Consider the following 18048-nt stretch of genomic DNA (forward strand, 5'->3'; position numbering starts at 1 on the left):
GCGGTTCGGGCGGCGGAGTCCGTCGATGCTGCAATCCAATCTGTTGTTAATTCTGGCCGCTGCCATCTGGGGCTTTGGTTTTGTTGCGCAGCGCCTTGGCCTCGAGAATTTAGGCCCTTTTGGTTTTAACGGGGTGCGCTTTCTGATTGGTGCGCTGAGTTTATTGCCACTATTGCTGTGGCAAAAACGCCACGACAATTTGCAGGGCGCGGATATCAAAACCATCTGCCGGGCCGGATTGCCGGTTGGGCTGCTGTTATTTATTGGCGCCAGTCTGCAACAGGCTGCACTGCAATTTACCACTGCGGCGAAGACGGGTTTTATCACTGGCTTATATCTGGTGTTGGTGCCTTTACTCGGCTTATGGCTGAAACATAAAACCAGTGCCAATACCTGGGTGGGTTGTCTGATTGCGTTATCTGGTTTGTATTTTTTGTCGGTAACCAGTGATTTTGTGGTGAATCCGGGTGACTTGCTGCTGTTCGTCGGCGCTTTTTTCTGGGCCGCGCATTTGTTGGCGATTGACCATGTCGCCGGCAAAATGACGCCAGTGTTGCTGGCGATGTTGCAGTTTATGGTCTGCGGTATTTTAAGCCTGCTACTGGGGTTTTGGCTCGAGCCTATCAGTCTGGGCGCTATTGTTGCTAGTGCCGTGCCTTTGTTATACGCCGGCGTCATTGCAACCGGAGTGGCTTATACGCTGCAAATTATCGCACAGCGCCAGGCGCATCCGGCCCATGCCGCCATTATTCTGAGTCTGGAAACCGTGTTTGCCGCTATCGGCGGGGTTTGGTTATTGGGTGAAACCCTGACATCCCGTGCTTTGCTCGGTTGTGCGCTGATGTTAACCGGCATGTTACTGTCCCAATTACCGCTGCGCTGGTTAGTGCGCGCCTGGCGTCTCCCCGCAAAAAATGACTGAGTTCAGAACTGCAGGTTAAATAACAACTCAGCCAAATCCGGTTGCCAATGGTATTGCGCCGGCACTTTGACACCGCGCAGCAACACGCCTTCAGCTCGTAACAACGCGCTTTGTTCCGCCGCTTCGGCACTGCCGGGCGCAAACGCCAGACTCAGGTTGCTGCGCACCACCCGATACCAGGGCAGTGGCGATGGGCTATAACCCAGTGCTTTGCCTACCAGACGGGCGCGGCCGGGCAGGCCGGCTAAATCAGCGATTTGGCCATAACTGGCCACCTTTCCGGCAGGGATTTGTTGCACTGTTTGCCAGATCCGGCTGTAATGTGGATTCATCTGCACCTGATACCAGTAAAGTTTTCGGAGTCTTTATGCCTGCAGCCACTATTCCTGTCAAATTGCTTGAAAAGCCGGAACCGCCCGGCAGCAACGAATGTTGTGGCAGCGGCAGCTGTTGTCCTTGTGTCTGGGATTATTATCGTGAGCAACTGGCGTTGTGGCAGCAACAGCAAAAAGACCTGGCTGAATCAAAAACAGTAACAGAATAAGCCACTTTACTTGCTCAAACCGGGTTTCCTGCTTAGTGTTCATCAAGTGCCGGCTGGTTGCCGGTCTTGAGGATGTTGTCGCATGGCTGTCGCTGAAATCGGATCTTTGCAAAGCAGTATATTGTTCAGCGTGCTGGTGCTGTTTATTGCGACGACCGCCTATCTGCTGTTTATCCGTTCGCTGCCTGGCCAGCCGAATGCGTATCAACGCCGTGCTCTCCAGCTGTTCAGCTGGTTTTTCCTGACTGAGTTTCTGGCGTATCTGGTGTATTGCCTGCGTTTTATCGACCTGCATTTATTCTCTGTTGTTTGCAATAACATGTTGTATTTATGCGGGGTTTATCTGTTTTATTGCGGCGTACGACTGCGCTATCAACTCGAAATAAGCTCGCGGCTTCTCGGCTGGATCGCGGTCCATGTGCTGGGGTTAGCTGCGGCGCTGTTCTGGTTTACAGCGGTGCATAACGACATTTTTATTCGTTTGCCGCTGGCATTGGGTTCCTTCTGTATTCCGGTATTGATTACGTTTTCACTGATCCGGCAGCAACAAAGACCTGGGAATCTCGGCGACCGCGTTTTATTGCTGTGCACAGTGGTCGCTTTGTTGTTGCTCCCGCTGCTGTATCCGATCTTCGGTTATTTACTCAGACCAGACCAACAAGGTCAGCTGATGGTGATGACCCTGGTCACGCTGACGCTGGAAACCTTGTGTATTGGCGGGTTAGCAATTTCTTATATCTATGATTTGATTGATAAACTTCGCAGTGATGCCAATACCGACAAACTGACCCAAAGCAGCAATAGGCGTTACTTTTTTAAAGTAGCGCCGCAATTTCAACAACGGGTGGCTGCAGGCGAGAATATCAGTCTGGTGCTGCTGGATATCGACCATTTTAAACAACTGAATGACAGTTATGGCCATCAGGCCGGCGATGCGGTATTGCGTCATTTTGCCGCTTTGTTACGCCAATTGCTGACTAAAACGGACCTGATTGTGCGTTATGGTGGCGAAGAGTTTTTACTGGTGTTGCCGGGTTATACACCGGCGCAGACACTGCCGCTGCTCCAGCAGTTTCAGGCGCTGTTACGCCAGTCGCCGCTGCACTATGAGGGCGAAGATCTGGCCGTACGCGCAAGTTATGGCGTGGCGGCATTACATGCCGGTCAGGACATTGATCATTGTGTACACCGGGCTGATTTAGCTTTATATCAGGCCAAAGCGAATGGCCGCGACATGGTCGTTTTAGACAGTCCGGGCGCCACTTCCTAAATCATTTCAGCATGGTATAGTACAGCGCATGCCGCATCCGGCGGTACATAATGATAACAATCAATTCCGGGATCCCTATGACCTCAACACATGACGTGCTGGCTGGCCAAAAACAATGGCTGGGCCATCCGGTCGGACTCTTTGTCTGTTTTTTTACCGAAATGTGGGAACGCTTTGCCTTTTATGGCTTAAAAGCGCTGCTGTTTCTCTACCTGACACAACATCATTTATTCAACGATAAAAATGGTTATCTGCTGCTGGGCACTTATGCCGGCCTTGCCTATGCGCTGCCGGTGGTGGGTGGCTTGCTGGCGGACAAATATCTCGGCATGCGTAAGGCGGTCACTTTTGGCGGCACGCTGATGGCCGTTGGCATGTTAGGCATGGCGTACAAAGGCACGCAGGCCAGCGCTGAAAGTGGCGCTGATTTATTTGCGCTGCAGGTGATGTACGCATCGCTGGCGTTGGTTGCTGTTGGGGTTGGTTTCCTCAAACCGAATATCTCGACGATCGTCGGCCGGCTGTATATCGACAGCGACCCGCGCCGCGATTCGGCCTTTACGCTGTTTTATATGGGCATCAACTTAGGCGCAATTTTCTCCAGTTTGTTTGTTGGCTGGATTGGTATTGCCTATGGCTGGGAATACGGTTTTGGCTCGGCCGGTATCGGTTTATTACTCGGTTTAGTGGTGTTTTTAAAAGGCACTAAGCATTTCCATGGCCAGGCAGAGCCAGCGAACCCGGCACTGCTGACGGAAAAAGTAGGCGGTATTCGCCGCGAAACGCTGATTTATCTGCTGGCTTTAGTCGGTGTGGCTGCGGTGCAGCAAATTCTGCAGACCAGCATCGACTTTGGCGCTTTAGGTGCCATGCTGGGCATGGCGCCCGGCGCTGAAATCACCGCAACTGAAGTGGTTGCGGTGGCATTGACACTGGTGCTGATGGTCTGGTGGTTTAAGTTTATTTTTATCCAGTGTAACGCGCTGGAGCGCGCCAATATGATCATGCTGATGGTGTTAACCGCCATTTCTGCAGTGTTCTGGGGCCTGTATGAGCAGACTTACGGCAGCTGGCTGGCGTATTCAGATCGCGTGATGGAAAGCCCGACTTTTGATTTGGGGCTGTTCAGCTTCGCCTTTAATTCATCACAACTGACCTTTGTCGCGTCCTTTTTTATTGTGCTGCTGGCGTTTCCATTCGCCTGGTTATGGCCATGGCTGGATCGCAAAGGCTGGAATCCGTCTGCGCCCAACAAATTTGGTATCGCCTTGTTATGTGCCGGATTAGCGCATTTTATTTTGCAATATGCCGCATTGAACCCATTAGATACCGGGCTTGCCGGTTTCTGGTGGTTTATTCTGGCTTACTTCGTGCTGGTGATCGGTGAAATGGCGTTATCGCCGATTGGCCTGTCAGCTGTGACGGCTTTATCCGTGGCGCGGGTGGTCAGTCTGATGATGGGCGTCTGGTTCCTCGCTTCTGCTTTTGGTGAAATGATTGCCGGCCGTTTTGGCGCCTTAGCATCGATGCCGGCAGGCACTGCGGTGCCGGATGCACTGAATATCTACGCTGGCGTGTTTGCCACTTTAGGCTGGGTTGGGCTGGGCTCTGCAGTGCTGATGTTTTTATTGTCGCCAGTGCTGACCGGATTAATTCGCCGCGCTCAGCAAACGCAGAGCTAACCGATGCAGCAGCTGGTGATTTGGCAGGAAAAAGCCGTACAGCGGTTGTCGGGTGGGCGCAGCCGATGTGCGCATATCTGGCAGCAGCTGGATCTGGCACAACGCTGTTATCTGATATCGACGCTGCTGGTGCTTGGCTGGATGCTGAGCTTGGGCACCCAGCCTTGGCTGCTGGGTTTGCTGGGTGTCAGTTTGTTCGGTGCCGTGATCAGTGATATCTGGCAGGGATTTGTACGCATTTGGCACAGCCTGCCGGGTAAAGCTTTTATTCTGGTCTGTTATGCCGTGCTGGCTAATTTTTGTTTTGCGCTGGCGGATAGTTCTGTGAATAACCTGATCGGGGTGCGACCGGAAGTGGTGCCATTTAGTGTCAACCTGACCTTGATGCTGCTGGCGCCATTTTGGTGTTTCATCCTCGCCTTCGCTTTGCTGACGGTGTATCTGTTACTTCACACGCTGAAGTTTTGTTTATTGCTTCTTCTCAGGCCGCTTGGGGTGCGCAGTTATCACCTGCAAAATGGTTCTTATCCAAAGTTGTCGCTTGCAATCCGTGTGGCATTTTTGCCGGTGGTGTTTATGTATCTGACTGCTGCTATGACTGGCTATCTGACCGGCGATACAGCTGCTTTGGCCATGTTTCAGGCGGAAGATTCGACTGTTGAGGCCAGAACATCTGCAGGGCACAAAAAATCAGATATGGACATTGATCTGTTTAAAACTGGGCCGGAGCCTGCTGATCTCAGCGGGATTAATCCGCAAGTTGGTTGGATCAACCGTACTGTTGCAAGATTTTTATATTCAGTCGAAAGTCTGAACAAATCGCAGTGCCTGATGCAAGGGGCCGAGCATCTGGTACATCTGAATGATTATGAAGTACTCGTCATCACACCGGATGCTAAACAGCCCTATGGTTACCGTTATCAGGTGCGGGCTTGTGGCTCGCCGTCGTTGCCGACATTCAGTCAGAAGCCGGACATTAATCCCGTGCTGCCTACAGCTCAATAGCCATCAGCCAGGCGCCTAGACCCTGAAACAGGAAAAGTCCAGAAAAAACCGGTGAAAATCCGGTTTTTTGTTATTTCAATCAGTGCTTTGACAGCGGGCAATCGCCTTCCTATACCTTTGTTTTATACAGGACAGGGAGGCAGAGAATTGACGCTCAAATTTAATCTGGCATGGAGCTGTTTGTGCTGTACCTGCGCCACCTGCGCGGCTGACTTTAGTCAGGAATTCAGTGTGATCACGGATAATTCCTGGTTATCCGGTTATCAGGACCAACAATCACAAGCTTCCCGGGCACTCTTCAGCTGGGACTGGCAACTGGAAGCCGGACCACAGTGGTTGGTTGCCGGCAATCTGAAAGCATTTCGTGGCCGCAATGGCGAATTGCTGACTGGTAATGTGCAGGGTATCTCTAATATTGATGCCGAACATTTCAGCAAAATCTACGAACTGTATCTGCAATATAAATTTGATGACGAAACCCGACTGAAATGCGGACAAGTAGATGCCAATCTGGAATTTGCCTTTGTGCCTGCGGCCGGCGGTTTTATCTCACCGCCGCTTGGCATTACACCGACGGCAATCGCCTTGCCAACTTATTACGACCCGGCCGCATCCTGCAGTGTATTTTATGAACCTGAACACGGCTTGCAATGGATGGCAGGTTTGTTTGCCGGGCAAGACCATACCAATTTTTCTTCCCAGTTTATGGTGGCAGAAGGTCGTTATGTGACGGCGCAAAGCCGTACTTCTTATGGCTACTGGCACCACCATGGCGACTGGACCACATTAAACGAACAGCAGTTACGGGCTATTTCTGGCTGGTATCTGAATCATCAGCAACAGGTCAGTGCTGAGCTCACGCTGTTTGCGGTTTGGTCCGGCCTCAATGACGATGTGGATATTTTGCATCAGCACCGCATGCTGGGTTTAGTCTGGGAATTGCCTTTGGCGGGCCACCAACTCGGCCTGATGCACAGTACAGTGACAGCACAAGATCGGCAATCTGAACAGATGATCGAAGGATACTGGCAGTGGAGCCTGACACCACAGCTACAGCTGCAGCCCGTGCTGCAATGGATACATCATATTGACCCGGCACTTGACCATAGTCTGGTTGCGACGCTGCGGCTGATGGCACAATTCTGAGGGAGATAAGCATGACGTTGCGGGAAAAAGCGAATTGGGGGCTGTGGCTGATTTTTGCCCTATTTGTCGCGGTTGCCGGTGTCGGCTGGTGGGGCAATCAGCAGCAAGGATTAGTGCTAACACGCACAGTTCAGCAGGCGTGGCCAGCGATGGAACAGTCAGGTAAAGCAGTCGGTCTGGTGGACAAACAGCTCTTTGCGATGGAACAGCTGTTACAGGGGCTGCCGGTTGACTTAGCCACGCTGAATCAACGCGAAAAAGAATTAACCGGGGCGATTGCTGCGTTGACGGCTAACCCTCTGCCAGAGCGCGGCCAGTTAACCACCCTGCAGACGGCATTAGCGCAATTTGTGCAGGCCCAACAGCAACTCAGTCAGCAATATGCCAGCTATCAACAGCAGTCCGCTGGCTTGGATAAGACCGTGGCACAAATTGTGGAGATTGGTGAAATTGTCGAGGAAGTCGGCGATAGCCAGGTCGAAACGTTGATTTCATCGCCGCGTCAGCCTATCAGCTGGGAAGGCGGTCTGCAGCGGAAATGGGACGCCGCTGATGGTGGCATGGAAGCGAATATCGGTTTTTTCCGCCAATTGTATTTTCTCGAGCAAATTAAACGCCAGGGGCCAAAAACTGAACTGGTGAAAGAGCTGAACGACTCCATTGCTTTCCAGCAAGACGCCGTCGATGGTCTGGTGGCCACTGGTTTATTTGCCGTTCCAGGGCCAAAACATTTTGGCGACGCAACCTTAGGCGACACCTATCTGCAATTATTTGAACAACACAAACAGCAAATCAAACTGACGCTGGACGCCTTAGTGAAAATGCAGAAACAGCAGGCGGAGTACCGGCAACAGAGCAGTGCTTTGGTCGGCGCTTTGCAAGTTATGCAGCAATCGCTGGATGTTAGTACGTCAAAGATGGTGGAACAAGGCCCGGAAACTGCAGCCAATGTTGCCAGGCTGCTGATCGCAACCGGCGGCGTTACATTGATTTTACTCATATTGATCGGTACTTATGTGCGCAAAGGCATGTTGACGCAGCTGCATCAGGTGGCAAAAAATCTGCATGACGTCGCCAGCGGTGATGGCGACCTGACCCGGCGGCTTGAAGTGAAAAGTGATGATGAACTTGGAAGGATCGCGCAGAACTTTAATCTGTTCGCCGGCAAAATCCAGCAAATTGTGCAGGATATTCACCAGAGTGCGCAGGTGTTGATTGACACCAGTGCCCAGAGCCAACAACTGTCACAACATCTGAAACAGGAAGCTGAAGATACTGAGCATCATAGCGCGGGCCTTGCCAGTGCGATGCAGCAACTTGACCATTCGGCACAGGATATCGCTAACAGCTGTGGCATCGTGGTGAAACAGACGGAACAAACTTCCAGTGCCGTTTTACAGGGCAATGCCGCCATCCATGGCACTATCAACCAGATGCAGCAGATGAGCGATACTGTGCATCAGTCGGCCAATGCGCTGCAGCAACTGACCGCCAAAGCCGAAAAAATTGACCAGATTGTCGGCGTGATCCGCGGCATTGCTGAGCAAACCAATTTGCTGGCGCTGAATGCCGCGATTGAAGCAGCGCGTGCCGGGGAACAGGGCCGTGGTTTTGCTGTGGTCGCCGAAGAAGTGCGGAATCTGGCGCAGCGGGCTGAGTCATCCTCGCGTGAAATTTCGGCGGTGATTGCGGAGATCCAGCAGGAAACCCGCTTGTCGCATCAGCAAATGCAACAATCTGTGGTGCTGGCCGACCAGAGTATGCAGGCCTGCGAGGAATCGGGCACTGCATTGGCTTCGGTGCAGGATCAGATTAAATCTGTCGTTGAACAGATTAACCGGATGTTTAATGCCACCACAGAGCAGGCGCAAACCCTGAGCCAGATGCTCGGCCAAATCCGCGAAGTGGCGGCACTGGCGTCCAATTCCAGCCATGAGGCAGGCAGCGCATTATTGCTGATCGATGGGATGCAAGGCCGGGCGCAGGATTTGAACCGGCTGGTGGCGCAGTTCCGCTTCTGAGCGGAGGGTCCAGCAGATTGCGCGGCAGAACGCTTTTGCTGGTCGGTTCAGCGCGCCAGCCTGAGTCGCTGCTTGCAGGGCAGAGGACAGAGTTATAGGCTAGAGGTTTTTCCAGTCACGGATATTTCTGATGTATAAGTACGCTCTGTTCCCGGCGGCACTGCTTTGCAGTGTCGCTGCTGTTGCTGACGAAGGGCAATGGCAACCATATCAACTGCCGCAATTACAACAACAACTCAGTGCCCGCGGTATCTCAGTGCCAGCCGCCGATTTAGCCGATTTAAGCAAATATCCGATGAATGCGATTGTCAGCCTCGGCTATTGTTCTGCGTCTTTTGTCTCGCCGCAAGGCTTGGTCGTGACCAACCACCATTGTGCTTATGGTGCTATCCAACAGAACTCCACCGCGGAAAACAACCTGATTGCCAATGGCTTTCTGGCGAAAACGCAGACTGAAGAGTTACCGGCCGGGCCGTCTGAACGGTTGTATGTCACCGAGCTGGTCGAAGACGTGACGGCGAAAGTCAGCGGGGCTTTGCCGGCTAAACTGACCGATCTGGCCCGCTTTGAAGCGATTGAGAATAACCGCAAGCAATTGATCCAGGCCTGTGAAAGCGATGCCAACTATCGCTGTAACGTGGTCAGTTTTCATCATGGCCTGCAATTTTTCCTGATTAAACAGCTGATGATCCAGGACGTGCGTCTGGTTTACGCACCGTCTGAATCGGTCGGTAACTTTGGTGGCGATATCGACAACTACGAATATCCACGTCATACCGGCGATTATTCGTTTTTGCGTGGTTATGTTGGTAAAGATGGCAAACCTGCACCATTTTCTAAAGACAATGTGCCCTATCAGCCAAAATTTCACCTAAAAATCAACGCCAATGGGGTGAAAGCCGGCGATGGCATTTTACTGGCAGGTTATCCGGGCCAGACCAGTCGTTACCGTCTGGCCGAAGAGATTGCCTTTGCCCGCGATTGGCAGTACCCGGCGAGTGTGACCACCTTCTCGCAGATGATCCAGACCATTGATGAGTTCGGAGCCAAAGATCCGGCGCTACAGGTGCGGTATGCCTCAGTGGTCAAAGGCTACAACAACCGGATGAAAAAAATGCAGGGCCTGCTCGATGGCTTTAAAGTCACCGATATTCACGCCATTAAACAGCAGCAGCAGCAGGAACTGGCCGCCTGGATCGCGGCGGATAGCAGCCGTAAAGTGCATCAGAAAGCGCTGGCAGCATTAAAAGAAGTGGTCAGTGCTGAGCAGCAATATCAGCAGCAAACCTGGTATTTTGACAATGCCAAACGCAGTGATTTACTCAAAGCGGCCCAGGATCTGTACCGGTTAGCGCAAGAGCGGCAAAAACCGGATGCCGAGCGTGAGCTGGGTTATCAGCAACGCGACCTGAAAATGTGGCAGGGCCGGTTAAAACGTTTGGACACCAGCTTTGCGCCGACTGTCGATTTGGCGTTATGGAGCCAGCAACTGGCAGTGTATCTGCAGCAAAAACCAGATCTTCGGATCAAAGCGCTGGACGATGCACTGGGTCTGGTACCAGGAATGACTGCAGCGCAAATCAGCGCCACACTGCAACCCTGGTATAACAGCACCACGCTGGGCTCCAGTGACGGCCGGCTGGCCTGGCTTGATAAAACGCCGGCTGAGTTTGCCGCAAGTAAGGACCCCTTTATCAAAGCCGCAGTGGCAGTCTATCAGCAGCAAATTGCGCTGGAGCAGCAACAAAAAGCCATTCAGGGCGCGTTACTGAATACCCGTCCGGCATATATGCAGGCAGTCATTGCCTTTAACCAGAGTAAAGGTAAACCAGTATATCCGGATGCGAACAGTACACTGCGCATCACTTACGGTCATGTTGACGGATATCCGGCAGCAGATGGCGTCTATAAAACGCCATTTACTTCAGTGCGTGGCATGATTGCCAAACAACAACCAACCGGAGTGTTCCAACTGCCGGCGAAGCTGGTGCAGGCTTATCAGGCCAAACAATATGACGGTTATTTTTATGCGGACTTAGGTGCAACCCCGGCGTTGCCGTTTAACTCAGTGCCGCTGAACTTCCTGTCGAGCGCTGATACTACTGGCGGCAATTCAGGGTCAGCTGTGATGAATGGCAAAGGTGAATTGATCGGACTGAATTTTGATTCGACCTACGAATCTATCAGCAAAGACTGGTACTTTAATCCGGCAATCACCCGGGCTATCCATGTCGATATCCGCTTTGTACTGTGGATGATGCAATATGTCGATGGCGCGCAAAATCTGCTGGATGAAATGACGATTGTACGTAACTGATATTGTCGATACGCGATAGCAATAAGACGGGCAGCATCACAGCTGCCCGTCATCTTCAATCAGAAAATACTGAATAGCGCCGGATTAAGCAGACTCAGTATGGACATGCCTTCTAAGAAAGCAAAACTACTGGCGTCATGTAAATCGTCTTTGCTGAGTCCCAGCACTTCCATAATTTGTTTATCGACCAAATCATGCAGCTGAAACACATCGGCATTGGCTTCACTCAATGCCAGACAGCTGGCCAGATGCAAAATCAGACTGACTTTGTTCGCTGCGGAGTATTCCGGCTGATTCAGTTGTTTTAGCGGTTGAATGATCCGTTCCGGTAACTGCCAGTGTTTCAGCAGTTCAACGGTACAGTCAGCATAGCTGAAGCCTAATAATGCCTGCTGCTTCATCCAGGGCTTGACGCCTTTTTTGTACTGACCACAGATTTGCGCAACCTCCGGTTTTACCTGCACGACGACCAGCTCGCCAAGATTATGTAACAGGCCAGACAAGTAAATAGGTTCGTCTTTGCGCACGCCCAAATGGAACGCCAGATGTTTGGCAATTAATGCTGTATTAATGCTGTGCTCCCAGAACTTATCCAGTGCAATCACATCAGGCTTTAAGGTCGCAAAGGCTTCGGCGGCGCCACTGGCTACGACCAGGTTATACACCTGCGTTTCACCGAGCACCTGCACCGCTTTTTGTACCGACTCAACCTGTTTCGGGAAATTGTACAGGGCGCTGTTGGCCAGTCGCAGTAACTTGGAAGATAACACCGGATCGTACGACACTAACTCGGCAATTTCATCGATATCGCTGATTTCGTCATCGATGATTTCTTTAATTTTCAGACAGGTGTCAGGCAATGCAAAGATGTCACCAACCTGAAGAGCACATTCGGCAGCGTTCAAGTTCCACTCCGTTTTTTTATTAACAATGACCATTGTCTAGTGTTGCCTTCTGGCGCTGATTTACAAGGGGCGACAGCGTATTTCGCGGATTTTTTTTCGCCGGCCGTCACGGCAACACAGTCCGTGTCCTTGCCAATGCCGTTGTCATCAGATTGCCACACCATTTTCACACCACTGTCATTCCATATCGCTAACGTCTTGTTTTTTTAAGTCTCTGGAGTGAAAACATGAAGGCGTTAAAAGTTTCTGTGGCGGCGTTGCTGGTATCGGTGGCGCTGAGCGGCTGTGATCTGGACGGTAAAAATGGTGTGGATGGGGCCACTGGTGCTGCTGGCCAGACCGGCGCGACAGGCCCGTCAGGTGCGAATGGCAGTAACGGTCAGAATGCACCGGTCGGCATGCAATTGCTGCCTGTCGCCCGTTATGTCACCGGCAGTTATGGTGCCGGCGCTGCGGAAATTACCGCCTTTCATGCACCTTCCAAGCGGATATTTGTCGTAAATGGTGCCGCCAACCGCATTGAAGTGCTGGATGGTACCAATATAAAAAGCCAGGCGTTGTCAGACCCACTGACCGCCAGCAATCTGACCAGTCAGCCACTAACCTTGCCAGCGACCGCCACTGTGCGGAACAGTGCCGATCAGGATGAAACGGTGACGCTGGGTTTTGCCAATTCCATCAGTATTCAGGGCCAGTTGCTCGCCGTGGCAGTCGAAAATAAAAACCGCACTGAAGCCGGTGTTGCGCTTATTTATGACCTGAGCCAGGGTGCTCCGCTGTTAAAACAGGCGATCCGGGTTGGCGCCCAGCCGGACATGCTGACGTTCAGCAGCGATGGTAAATGGTTATTGGTGGCCAATGAAGGCGAACCGGCTGCTGACTACAGCGCAGATCCGGAAGGTTCTGTGTCGCTGATCAGTCTGACTAACGCCGTCGCTGCAACCCAGGCAAAAACGGTCAGCTTCAGTGCATTGAATGGCGACAAAGCCAGTCTGGCGGCAAAAGGCGTGAAATTTGCCGGCCCGGCCAGCACGACCGTAGCGCAGGATCTGGAACCCGAGTATATCGCTTTTAGCCCGGACCTGAAAAAAGCCTGGGTAGTGTTACAGGAAAACAACGCCGTAGCGGTGATTGACCTGGCGACTGCCAAGCTGGATAAAGTTCTGCCACTGGGCTTTAAAGACCATAGCCTGGCGAAAAACAGCCTCGACGTCAGCAACAAAGATGGCGTGAATATGCAGACTGTACCTGGCTTGTTTGGCATGTATCAGCCAGATACCTTACAAAGCTACGGCTGGCAGGGTGGTGCTTTTTACGTCAGCGCTAACGAAGGCGATGCACGCGACTGGGCTGGTTTTTCTGAGCAAAAACGGGTATCAGCCATCAAACGTTCTGCCGCGCTGAGTGCACGCCAGCCATACAATGCCGATGTATTAGGCCGGCTGAACGTGACTACTGCACTTGGACTGAACGCCAATGGTGAATATGACGCTTTGTATGCCTATGGCGCCCGTTCTTTTAGTATCTGGGATCAAAATGGCCAGCAGGTATTCGATAGTGGCAACGACTTAGAACGCATTGCTGCTGGTGTGCATGGCGATAAATTTAACTCGAACCACCTGACCGTCGAAGGCGACAACCGTTCTGACGACAAAGGGCCTGAACCAGAAGCATTGGCGCTTGGTCAGATCAATGGCCGGACTTATGCGTTTGTCGGTACTGAACGGATGAGCGGAATTTATGTTTATGACATTTCGAATCCGTATGCGCCGCAGTTTGTTGACTACAGCTATAACCGTGATTTGAATGCGGTCTACAACATCAATGACGACAAAGTCCCGGCGGTGCTGACCGGCAATGTGACGCAGGCCGGTGACCTGGGTCCTGAATCCCTGGTTTTTGTACCGGCAGCGAACAGCCCGACGGGTAAACCGTTATTGCTGATGGCTAACGAAGTCAGTGGCACTTTAACAGTGTTTGAACTGACCCCGAAAGTCTGAACTTGATCTGTGTTTGAATTCAGGCCGGCATTGCCGGCCTGAATTGTTTTCAGCGACCTGTGACTTCCGTAAATGATAATTTTGTGTAAACTGTTGTTTTTCTGGCATTCTTTTTTGCTTTTTAAGCAGTTCGGCTATACTCGGCTGTATTGCCTTTCGTTAGCAGACTCAACCTGAACTGCCGATCCGTTCAGCACAGAAGGACATTGTGAAAAGGTTATTTCTGGTTTTTTGCATGTTGTTGTGTCTGCCTGGGGTGTCTGCCGACCCGCCGGCGCCGCAAGTTCAGGTCATCGCCCATCCTTCAGTGCAGGTGGACGCATTATCTCAGGCGCAATTGCGCAGTATCTATCTGATGCGTCAGGTCGTCTGGCCTGATGGTGTCGCCATGTATTCACTTTAGCGCCGCGTTCTGCGGCGAATCTGCAATTCTGCCGTGACCAGCTCCAGTTGTTTCCTTATCAACTGGAACGGGTCTGGCAAAAACTGACGTATTCCGGGACAGGAACTCCCCCAACCGAATTACAGGATCAACAGGCCATGTTGCAGGCGATAGCAGCGACGCCGGGCGCCATAGGTTATATCGGGAAACAGGATGAAACTCAGGGTGTTAAAGTCATTCCAATTAAGCCTTAGCAGCGGCCTGCTGGCACTGTGTGGCGTTTTTTCTGTATCTGCTGCGGACAGCTGGCACTGGCATGGTTTTGTCTCGCAGGGGCTGATGCAGGCCGAGCAAAGCAACTTCGTTAATGACGATGGCGACATCAGCACTGACTTGACCGAATTGGGCCTGAACGGCAGTTACAAACTCAGTCCGGACTGGCGTGTGTCTGGTCAGGTGATGTACCTCGATGGCGGCAATCGCTATGCCACCGGCTGGCGCATTGATTACCTGTTTCTGAACTGGACCGCAGTGAATAGCCTCGACTGGCAGCTGAATCTGTATGTCGGTCGGTTTAAAAACATGCATTGGCTATATTCCAGCACCCGCGACGTGGCGCTGACCCGGCCGATGATTGTGTTACCGCAATCGGTCTATTTTGATGCATTTCGCGATATCGCGGTTGGCTCGGATGGCCTGGCGCTGCAATCGACCAACAGCACCGCGCTCGGCGAGCTGGAATTTATCTGGAGTTATGGCGCGACCCCGATTAACCGCGAGATCAGTCAGCGTGTGATCGCCACGCAAATTCAGGGCGACACCAGGCAGAAATTCGTCCATCAGGCCACAGTATTTTTCCGTCCGTCCGATAGTCAGATGCAATGGGGGATTTCGTTGCTGGATTCGGATTTCAGCTATCGCCGGGCGCCGGTGGATATGTTTTTTGACGGTGATTTTACCGTGCAAAGGGTGATGGCGAATTGGCGTTATAGTGCTGAATTGTGGGAATTGTCCAGTGAGTTAGTACAAGAGCGGGTGCACGCCAGAGGCTTCTATCTGCCAGTGTTTGAGCGCAATCAGTTTGCCCAGGGCGCATTTTTACTTGGTAGCTACAACTGGTCAGACAGTACCCGGCTATATGCCAGTTACGACTGGTATACCGCGAATAAAGATGATCGCGGCGGCGCTTTGCTGCCACTGCAATCAGGTGGTCTTATTCCGCGTTATTTCGGGTATCAGCGCGACTGGGGATTAGGCGTGACACAGGATCTGGCCAAACAGTTACGGCTGAAACTGGAGTATCACTGGATCACGGGTACCGGACGGCTTGGACCTAATGTGGTGCCAGCTATTGAGATTAACCGCAGCCGGCACCACGATATGTGGGCGGTCCAACTGATGTATTGGTTCTGATCCTATGCGGCCATTTTTAAGTTTACCGTGGAAAATTCTCGCGCTGACGTTAAGTGCCTTGTTGTTGATGACCGTGGTACTGACCAGTTTTGCCATTGTGAAAATGGAACAGGATTTTCGGCTGCAACAGCAAAAACAACTGCAGTTGCGTCAGCAGCAGTTTGAACATTTGAATATGCTGCTGGAAAACCAGCTACGCAGCTGGCTGGAGTCCTTCACCGATATGGCAAATATCCGGGAGCAGGATGATTTTACCGAATTTGCCAAAGCCCTGTCCCGGCACTACGACACTATTGCGCTGCATCTGAATGTGGAGCATCAGTGGCTGTTCGATAAAGACGGTGTGCTGTTATATGCCTCCACACCCGAAGTCCCGGGCCGGGTGCGTCAGGCGGTTCAGCAGGTGCTGATGGAGCTACAGCCATTTAGTGAGATCGTCTGCGCCGAACACTGTTCGAAGTTGGTTCTGGTACCGGTGCAGAACCAACGCGGTGATGTTGCTGTTGCGGCGTTGTCGACTACTTTGCTCGATGTGTTGGCATCTCTGAAGCAGGGCGTAGGCTCAGAAGTGGCCATAGTGCGGATTGAAGGGGACCTGGAACGGCCTGCTCGTGAACTGCAGTTATTGAGCTTATCCAACGCCAGCCGGATGGCGTCGGTGTTTTCTGCATTACCGGCCGAGGCGACAGTACAACAGGCAATTGAAAAGGGGTTGCCGGTACTTATCGGCGCTGAGCATTATCTGATTAGTTTTCTGCCGTTAGTCGGTAACGGGCAGGGCTATTATCTGGCGTTGGTGGATGACACCAATAAATTTGCCCGGACCAAGGCGGAATATCAATATCAGATGGTGATTTTCGCTGGCGCCTGTTTCGCCTTTCTGGCCGTGCTGATTTATTTCAGCACACAGCGCCTGAGTCTGCGTCTGTTGAAAATGGCGCAACATTTGCCTCTGCTGGCGCAGCGTCAGTTCCGCGAATTCCGCGAACGCGGCCACAATACACCGCTGTTGTTTCAGGACGAATTGGATGTGCTGGATACCGCGGCCAATCAGCTCAGTTTGGAACTGGAGCAGTTACATCAGCAAATTGAACAAAACACCCGTGAGCTGGAAAATATTGCGATGTATGACCTGCTGACCGGGTTGCCAAATCGCAATATGTTATTGTTTCAGCTGAAAAAATATCTGGCAGCACTGGAGCGCCATCCGGGCCGCATCGCAGTGTTGTTCCTTGATTTGGATAATTTTAAGCTGGTCAATGATACGCAGGGCCATGCGGCCGGCGATCTGTTATTAGTGGAAGCGGCAAGCAGACTGCGTGCTTGTATCCGGCCCTCTGATTTGGCATCGCGCTTTGGCGGCGATGAATTTGTGCTGGTGCTGACCGATGTCAGTTCAGATCAGCATCCGGCCGAAGTGGCCAACCGTATTCTGCAGGCGTTTGAACAGCCGGTGGAGCTCAATGGTCAGCTATTTTATGTGTCCGGCAGTATTGGCATCGCAATGTCATCGGACCCGCAGTCCATTCCTGATGATCTGATTCGGCAGGCGGATATCGCCATGTACAACGCCAAAGAACAGGGCGGTGCGGCATTTACCGGTTACGACCAACAGATGTATCAGCGCCTGTCCAGTCGCATTCAGCTGGAAAGTGACATTAAAGAAGCGATCCGCCTGCAGCAGTTCTATCTGGTACTGCAGCCGCAAATCGAGTTGTCGACCGGTCGGTTAGTCGGCTTTGAAGCCTTATTACGCTGGTTACATCCGCAACGTGGCATTGTGACGCCGGATGAATTTATCGGCGTACTGGAAAACTCTCCACAAATGGTAGAACTCGGTTATTGGGTGTTCCGCCGCAGTTTTGAACTGGTGCTGCAGTTGATCAATCAGGGTTATCGCCATATCCGTATTTCGATAAACTTATCCGCCGGTCAATTTCTTGATCCGCTGTTGCCACAGGTGCTGCAGGGTCTATTAAATGAATTTGGTTTAGCAGCGAATCATTTTGAGCTGGAGCTGACGGAACGCACCCTGGTCAAAAACATCGATACCACTTTACAGATGATGCGCCAGTTAAAAGGCATGGGCTTTTGTTTTGCCATCGATGACTTTGGCACCGGTTATTCCAGCTTGAGTTATTTAAAACAAATGCCGGTCGACATTATCAAAATTGATAAGTCCTTTGTATTTGGCATGCTGGAAAACGATGCCGACTATCAAATTATCGTCTCCACTATTGCGATGGTGCAGAAACTGGAATTGACGGTGGTGGCCGAAGGCGTGGAAAACCGCGCCCAGCTGCAACTGCTGAAAAAGCATAAATGTGATATCGGGCAGGGCTATTATTTTGCCCGGCCGCTGAATGATGAACAGCTGCAGCAATTCCTGACTGAACAGGTGCCGGATGGCTTTTTGCGGCTGGCTTAATTGCGTGGTGACA

Annotated in this window: 15 protein-coding genes; 13 read left to right on the forward strand and 2 right to left on the reverse strand. The window is 51.9% G+C overall.

Going from position 1 to position 18048, the window contains the following annotated elements; translation table 11 throughout:
• Positions 1–25: 25 nt before the first annotated feature.
• Positions 26–922 carry a DMT family transporter gene (locus ATY27_RS12055; protein WP_208930892.1) on the forward strand — a complete coding sequence of 299 codons (897 nt, stop codon included), beginning with the start codon at positions 26–28 and terminating at the stop codon, positions 920–922.
• 2 nt (positions 923–924) lie between these two features.
• Here ATY27_RS12055 and ATY27_RS12060 read toward each other — a convergent pair whose 3' ends face one another.
• Positions 925–1254, reverse strand: coding sequence for an MGMT family protein (locus ATY27_RS12060; protein WP_208930893.1), 330 nt, complete (start codon positions 1252–1254; stop codon positions 925–927).
• 35 nt (positions 1255–1289) lie between these two features.
• Between ATY27_RS12060 and ATY27_RS12065 the strand changes: the two genes are divergently transcribed.
• The 7 genes from ATY27_RS12065 to ATY27_RS12095 all read left to right on the forward strand — a co-directional run bounded on the left by ATY27_RS12065 (position 1290) and on the right by ATY27_RS12095 (position 10907).
• Positions 1290–1466, forward strand: a complete 177-nt coding sequence (locus ATY27_RS12065; RefSeq protein ID WP_208930894.1) for an oxidoreductase-like domain-containing protein — start codon at positions 1290–1292, stop codon at positions 1464–1466.
• 82 nt (positions 1467–1548) lie between these two features.
• Positions 1549–2736 (forward strand): GGDEF domain-containing protein, encoded by a 1188-nt coding sequence (locus ATY27_RS12070; RefSeq protein ID WP_208930895.1) that lies wholly within the window; start codon positions 1549–1551, stop codon positions 2734–2736.
• A 77-nt stretch (positions 2737–2813) separates the two neighbouring features.
• Positions 2814–4418 carry a peptide MFS transporter gene (locus ATY27_RS12075; protein WP_208930896.1) on the forward strand — a complete coding sequence of 535 codons (1605 nt, stop codon included), beginning with the start codon at positions 2814–2816 and terminating at the stop codon, positions 4416–4418.
• Between the two features lie 3 nt (positions 4419–4421).
• The gene (locus ATY27_RS12080; protein WP_208930897.1) at positions 4422–5423 is read left to right on the forward strand and encodes a hypothetical protein; all 1002 of its coding nucleotides are present in this window, start codon (positions 4422–4424) and stop codon (positions 5421–5423) included.
• A gap of 231 nt (positions 5424–5654) precedes the next feature.
• On the forward strand, positions 5655–6569 hold the full coding sequence (locus ATY27_RS12085) for a carbohydrate porin (protein ID WP_208930898.1): 915 nt from the start codon (positions 5655–5657) through the stop codon (positions 6567–6569).
• An 11-nt stretch (positions 6570–6580) separates the two neighbouring features.
• The gene (locus ATY27_RS12090) at positions 6581–8590 is read left to right on the forward strand and encodes a methyl-accepting chemotaxis protein (protein ID WP_208930899.1); all 2010 of its coding nucleotides are present in this window, start codon (positions 6581–6583) and stop codon (positions 8588–8590) included.
• Between the two features lie 130 nt (positions 8591–8720).
• The gene (locus ATY27_RS12095; protein WP_208930900.1) at positions 8721–10907 is read left to right on the forward strand and encodes a S46 family peptidase; all 2187 of its coding nucleotides are present in this window, start codon (positions 8721–8723) and stop codon (positions 10905–10907) included.
• A 59-nt stretch (positions 10908–10966) separates the two neighbouring features.
• Here ATY27_RS12095 and ATY27_RS12100 read toward each other — a convergent pair whose 3' ends face one another.
• Positions 10967–11812, reverse strand: a complete 846-nt coding sequence (locus ATY27_RS12100) for an HDOD domain-containing protein (RefSeq protein ID WP_208930901.1) — start codon at positions 11810–11812, stop codon at positions 10967–10969.
• Positions 11813–12039: 227 nt separating this feature from the next.
• On the opposite strand from ATY27_RS12100, the gene ATY27_RS12105 reads away from it, so the two are divergent.
• The 5 genes from ATY27_RS12105 (at position 12040) to ATY27_RS12125 (ending at position 18035) form a co-directional block, all read left to right on the forward strand.
• A complete protein-coding gene (locus ATY27_RS12105; protein ID WP_208930902.1) occupies positions 12040–13812 on the forward strand; it encodes a choice-of-anchor I family protein in 1773 nt (590 codons plus the stop codon).
• A gap of 208 nt (positions 13813–14020) precedes the next feature.
• The gene (locus ATY27_RS12110; RefSeq protein WP_208930903.1) at positions 14021–14215 is read left to right on the forward strand and encodes a hypothetical protein; all 195 of its coding nucleotides are present in this window, start codon (positions 14021–14023) and stop codon (positions 14213–14215) included.
• Between the two features lie 47 nt (positions 14216–14262).
• A complete protein-coding gene (locus ATY27_RS12115) occupies positions 14263–14448 on the forward strand; it encodes a hypothetical protein (protein ID WP_208930904.1) in 186 nt (61 codons plus the stop codon).
• Positions 14420–15607, forward strand: a complete 1188-nt coding sequence (locus ATY27_RS12120; protein ID WP_208930905.1) for a hypothetical protein — start codon at positions 14420–14422, stop codon at positions 15605–15607. The genes ATY27_RS12115 and ATY27_RS12120 overlap by 29 nt, the downstream gene beginning before the upstream one ends.
• A 4-nt stretch (positions 15608–15611) precedes the next feature.
• On the forward strand, positions 15612–18035 hold the full coding sequence (locus ATY27_RS12125; RefSeq protein WP_208930906.1) for a GGDEF domain-containing phosphodiesterase: 2424 nt from the start codon (positions 15612–15614) through the stop codon (positions 18033–18035).
• The last annotated feature ends 13 nt before the right edge of the window (positions 18036–18048 follow it).

The organism is Rheinheimera sp. F8, assembly GCF_001518915.1.

Bases quoted from the DNA above. Each gene is read 5' to 3' on its own strand.
- ATY27_RS12055 (WP_208930892.1), top strand. From the start codon at position 26: ATGCTGCAATCCAATCTGTTGTTAATTCTGGCCGCTGCCATCTGGGGC.
- ATY27_RS12060 (WP_208930893.1), bottom strand. From the start codon at position 1,254: ATGAATCCACATTACAGCCGGATCTGGCAAACAGTGCAACAAATCCCT.
- ATY27_RS12065 (WP_208930894.1), top strand. From the start codon at position 1,290: ATGCCTGCAGCCACTATTCCTGTCAAATTGCTTGAAAAGCCGGAACCG.
- ATY27_RS12070 (WP_208930895.1), top strand. From the start codon at position 1,549: ATGGCTGTCGCTGAAATCGGATCTTTGCAAAGCAGTATATTGTTCAGC.
- ATY27_RS12075 (WP_208930896.1), top strand. From the start codon at position 2,814: ATGACCTCAACACATGACGTGCTGGCTGGCCAAAAACAATGGCTGGGC.
- ATY27_RS12080 (WP_208930897.1), top strand. From the start codon at position 4,422: ATGCAGCAGCTGGTGATTTGGCAGGAAAAAGCCGTACAGCGGTTGTCG.
- ATY27_RS12090 (WP_208930899.1), top strand. From the start codon at position 6,581: ATGACGTTGCGGGAAAAAGCGAATTGGGGGCTGTGGCTGATTTTTGCC.
- ATY27_RS12095 (WP_208930900.1), top strand. From the start codon at position 8,721: ATGTATAAGTACGCTCTGTTCCCGGCGGCACTGCTTTGCAGTGTCGCT.
- ATY27_RS12105 (WP_208930902.1), top strand. From the start codon at position 12,040: ATGAAGGCGTTAAAAGTTTCTGTGGCGGCGTTGCTGGTATCGGTGGCG.
- ATY27_RS12125 (WP_208930906.1), top strand. From the start codon at position 15,612: ATGCGGCCATTTTTAAGTTTACCGTGGAAAATTCTCGCGCTGACGTTA.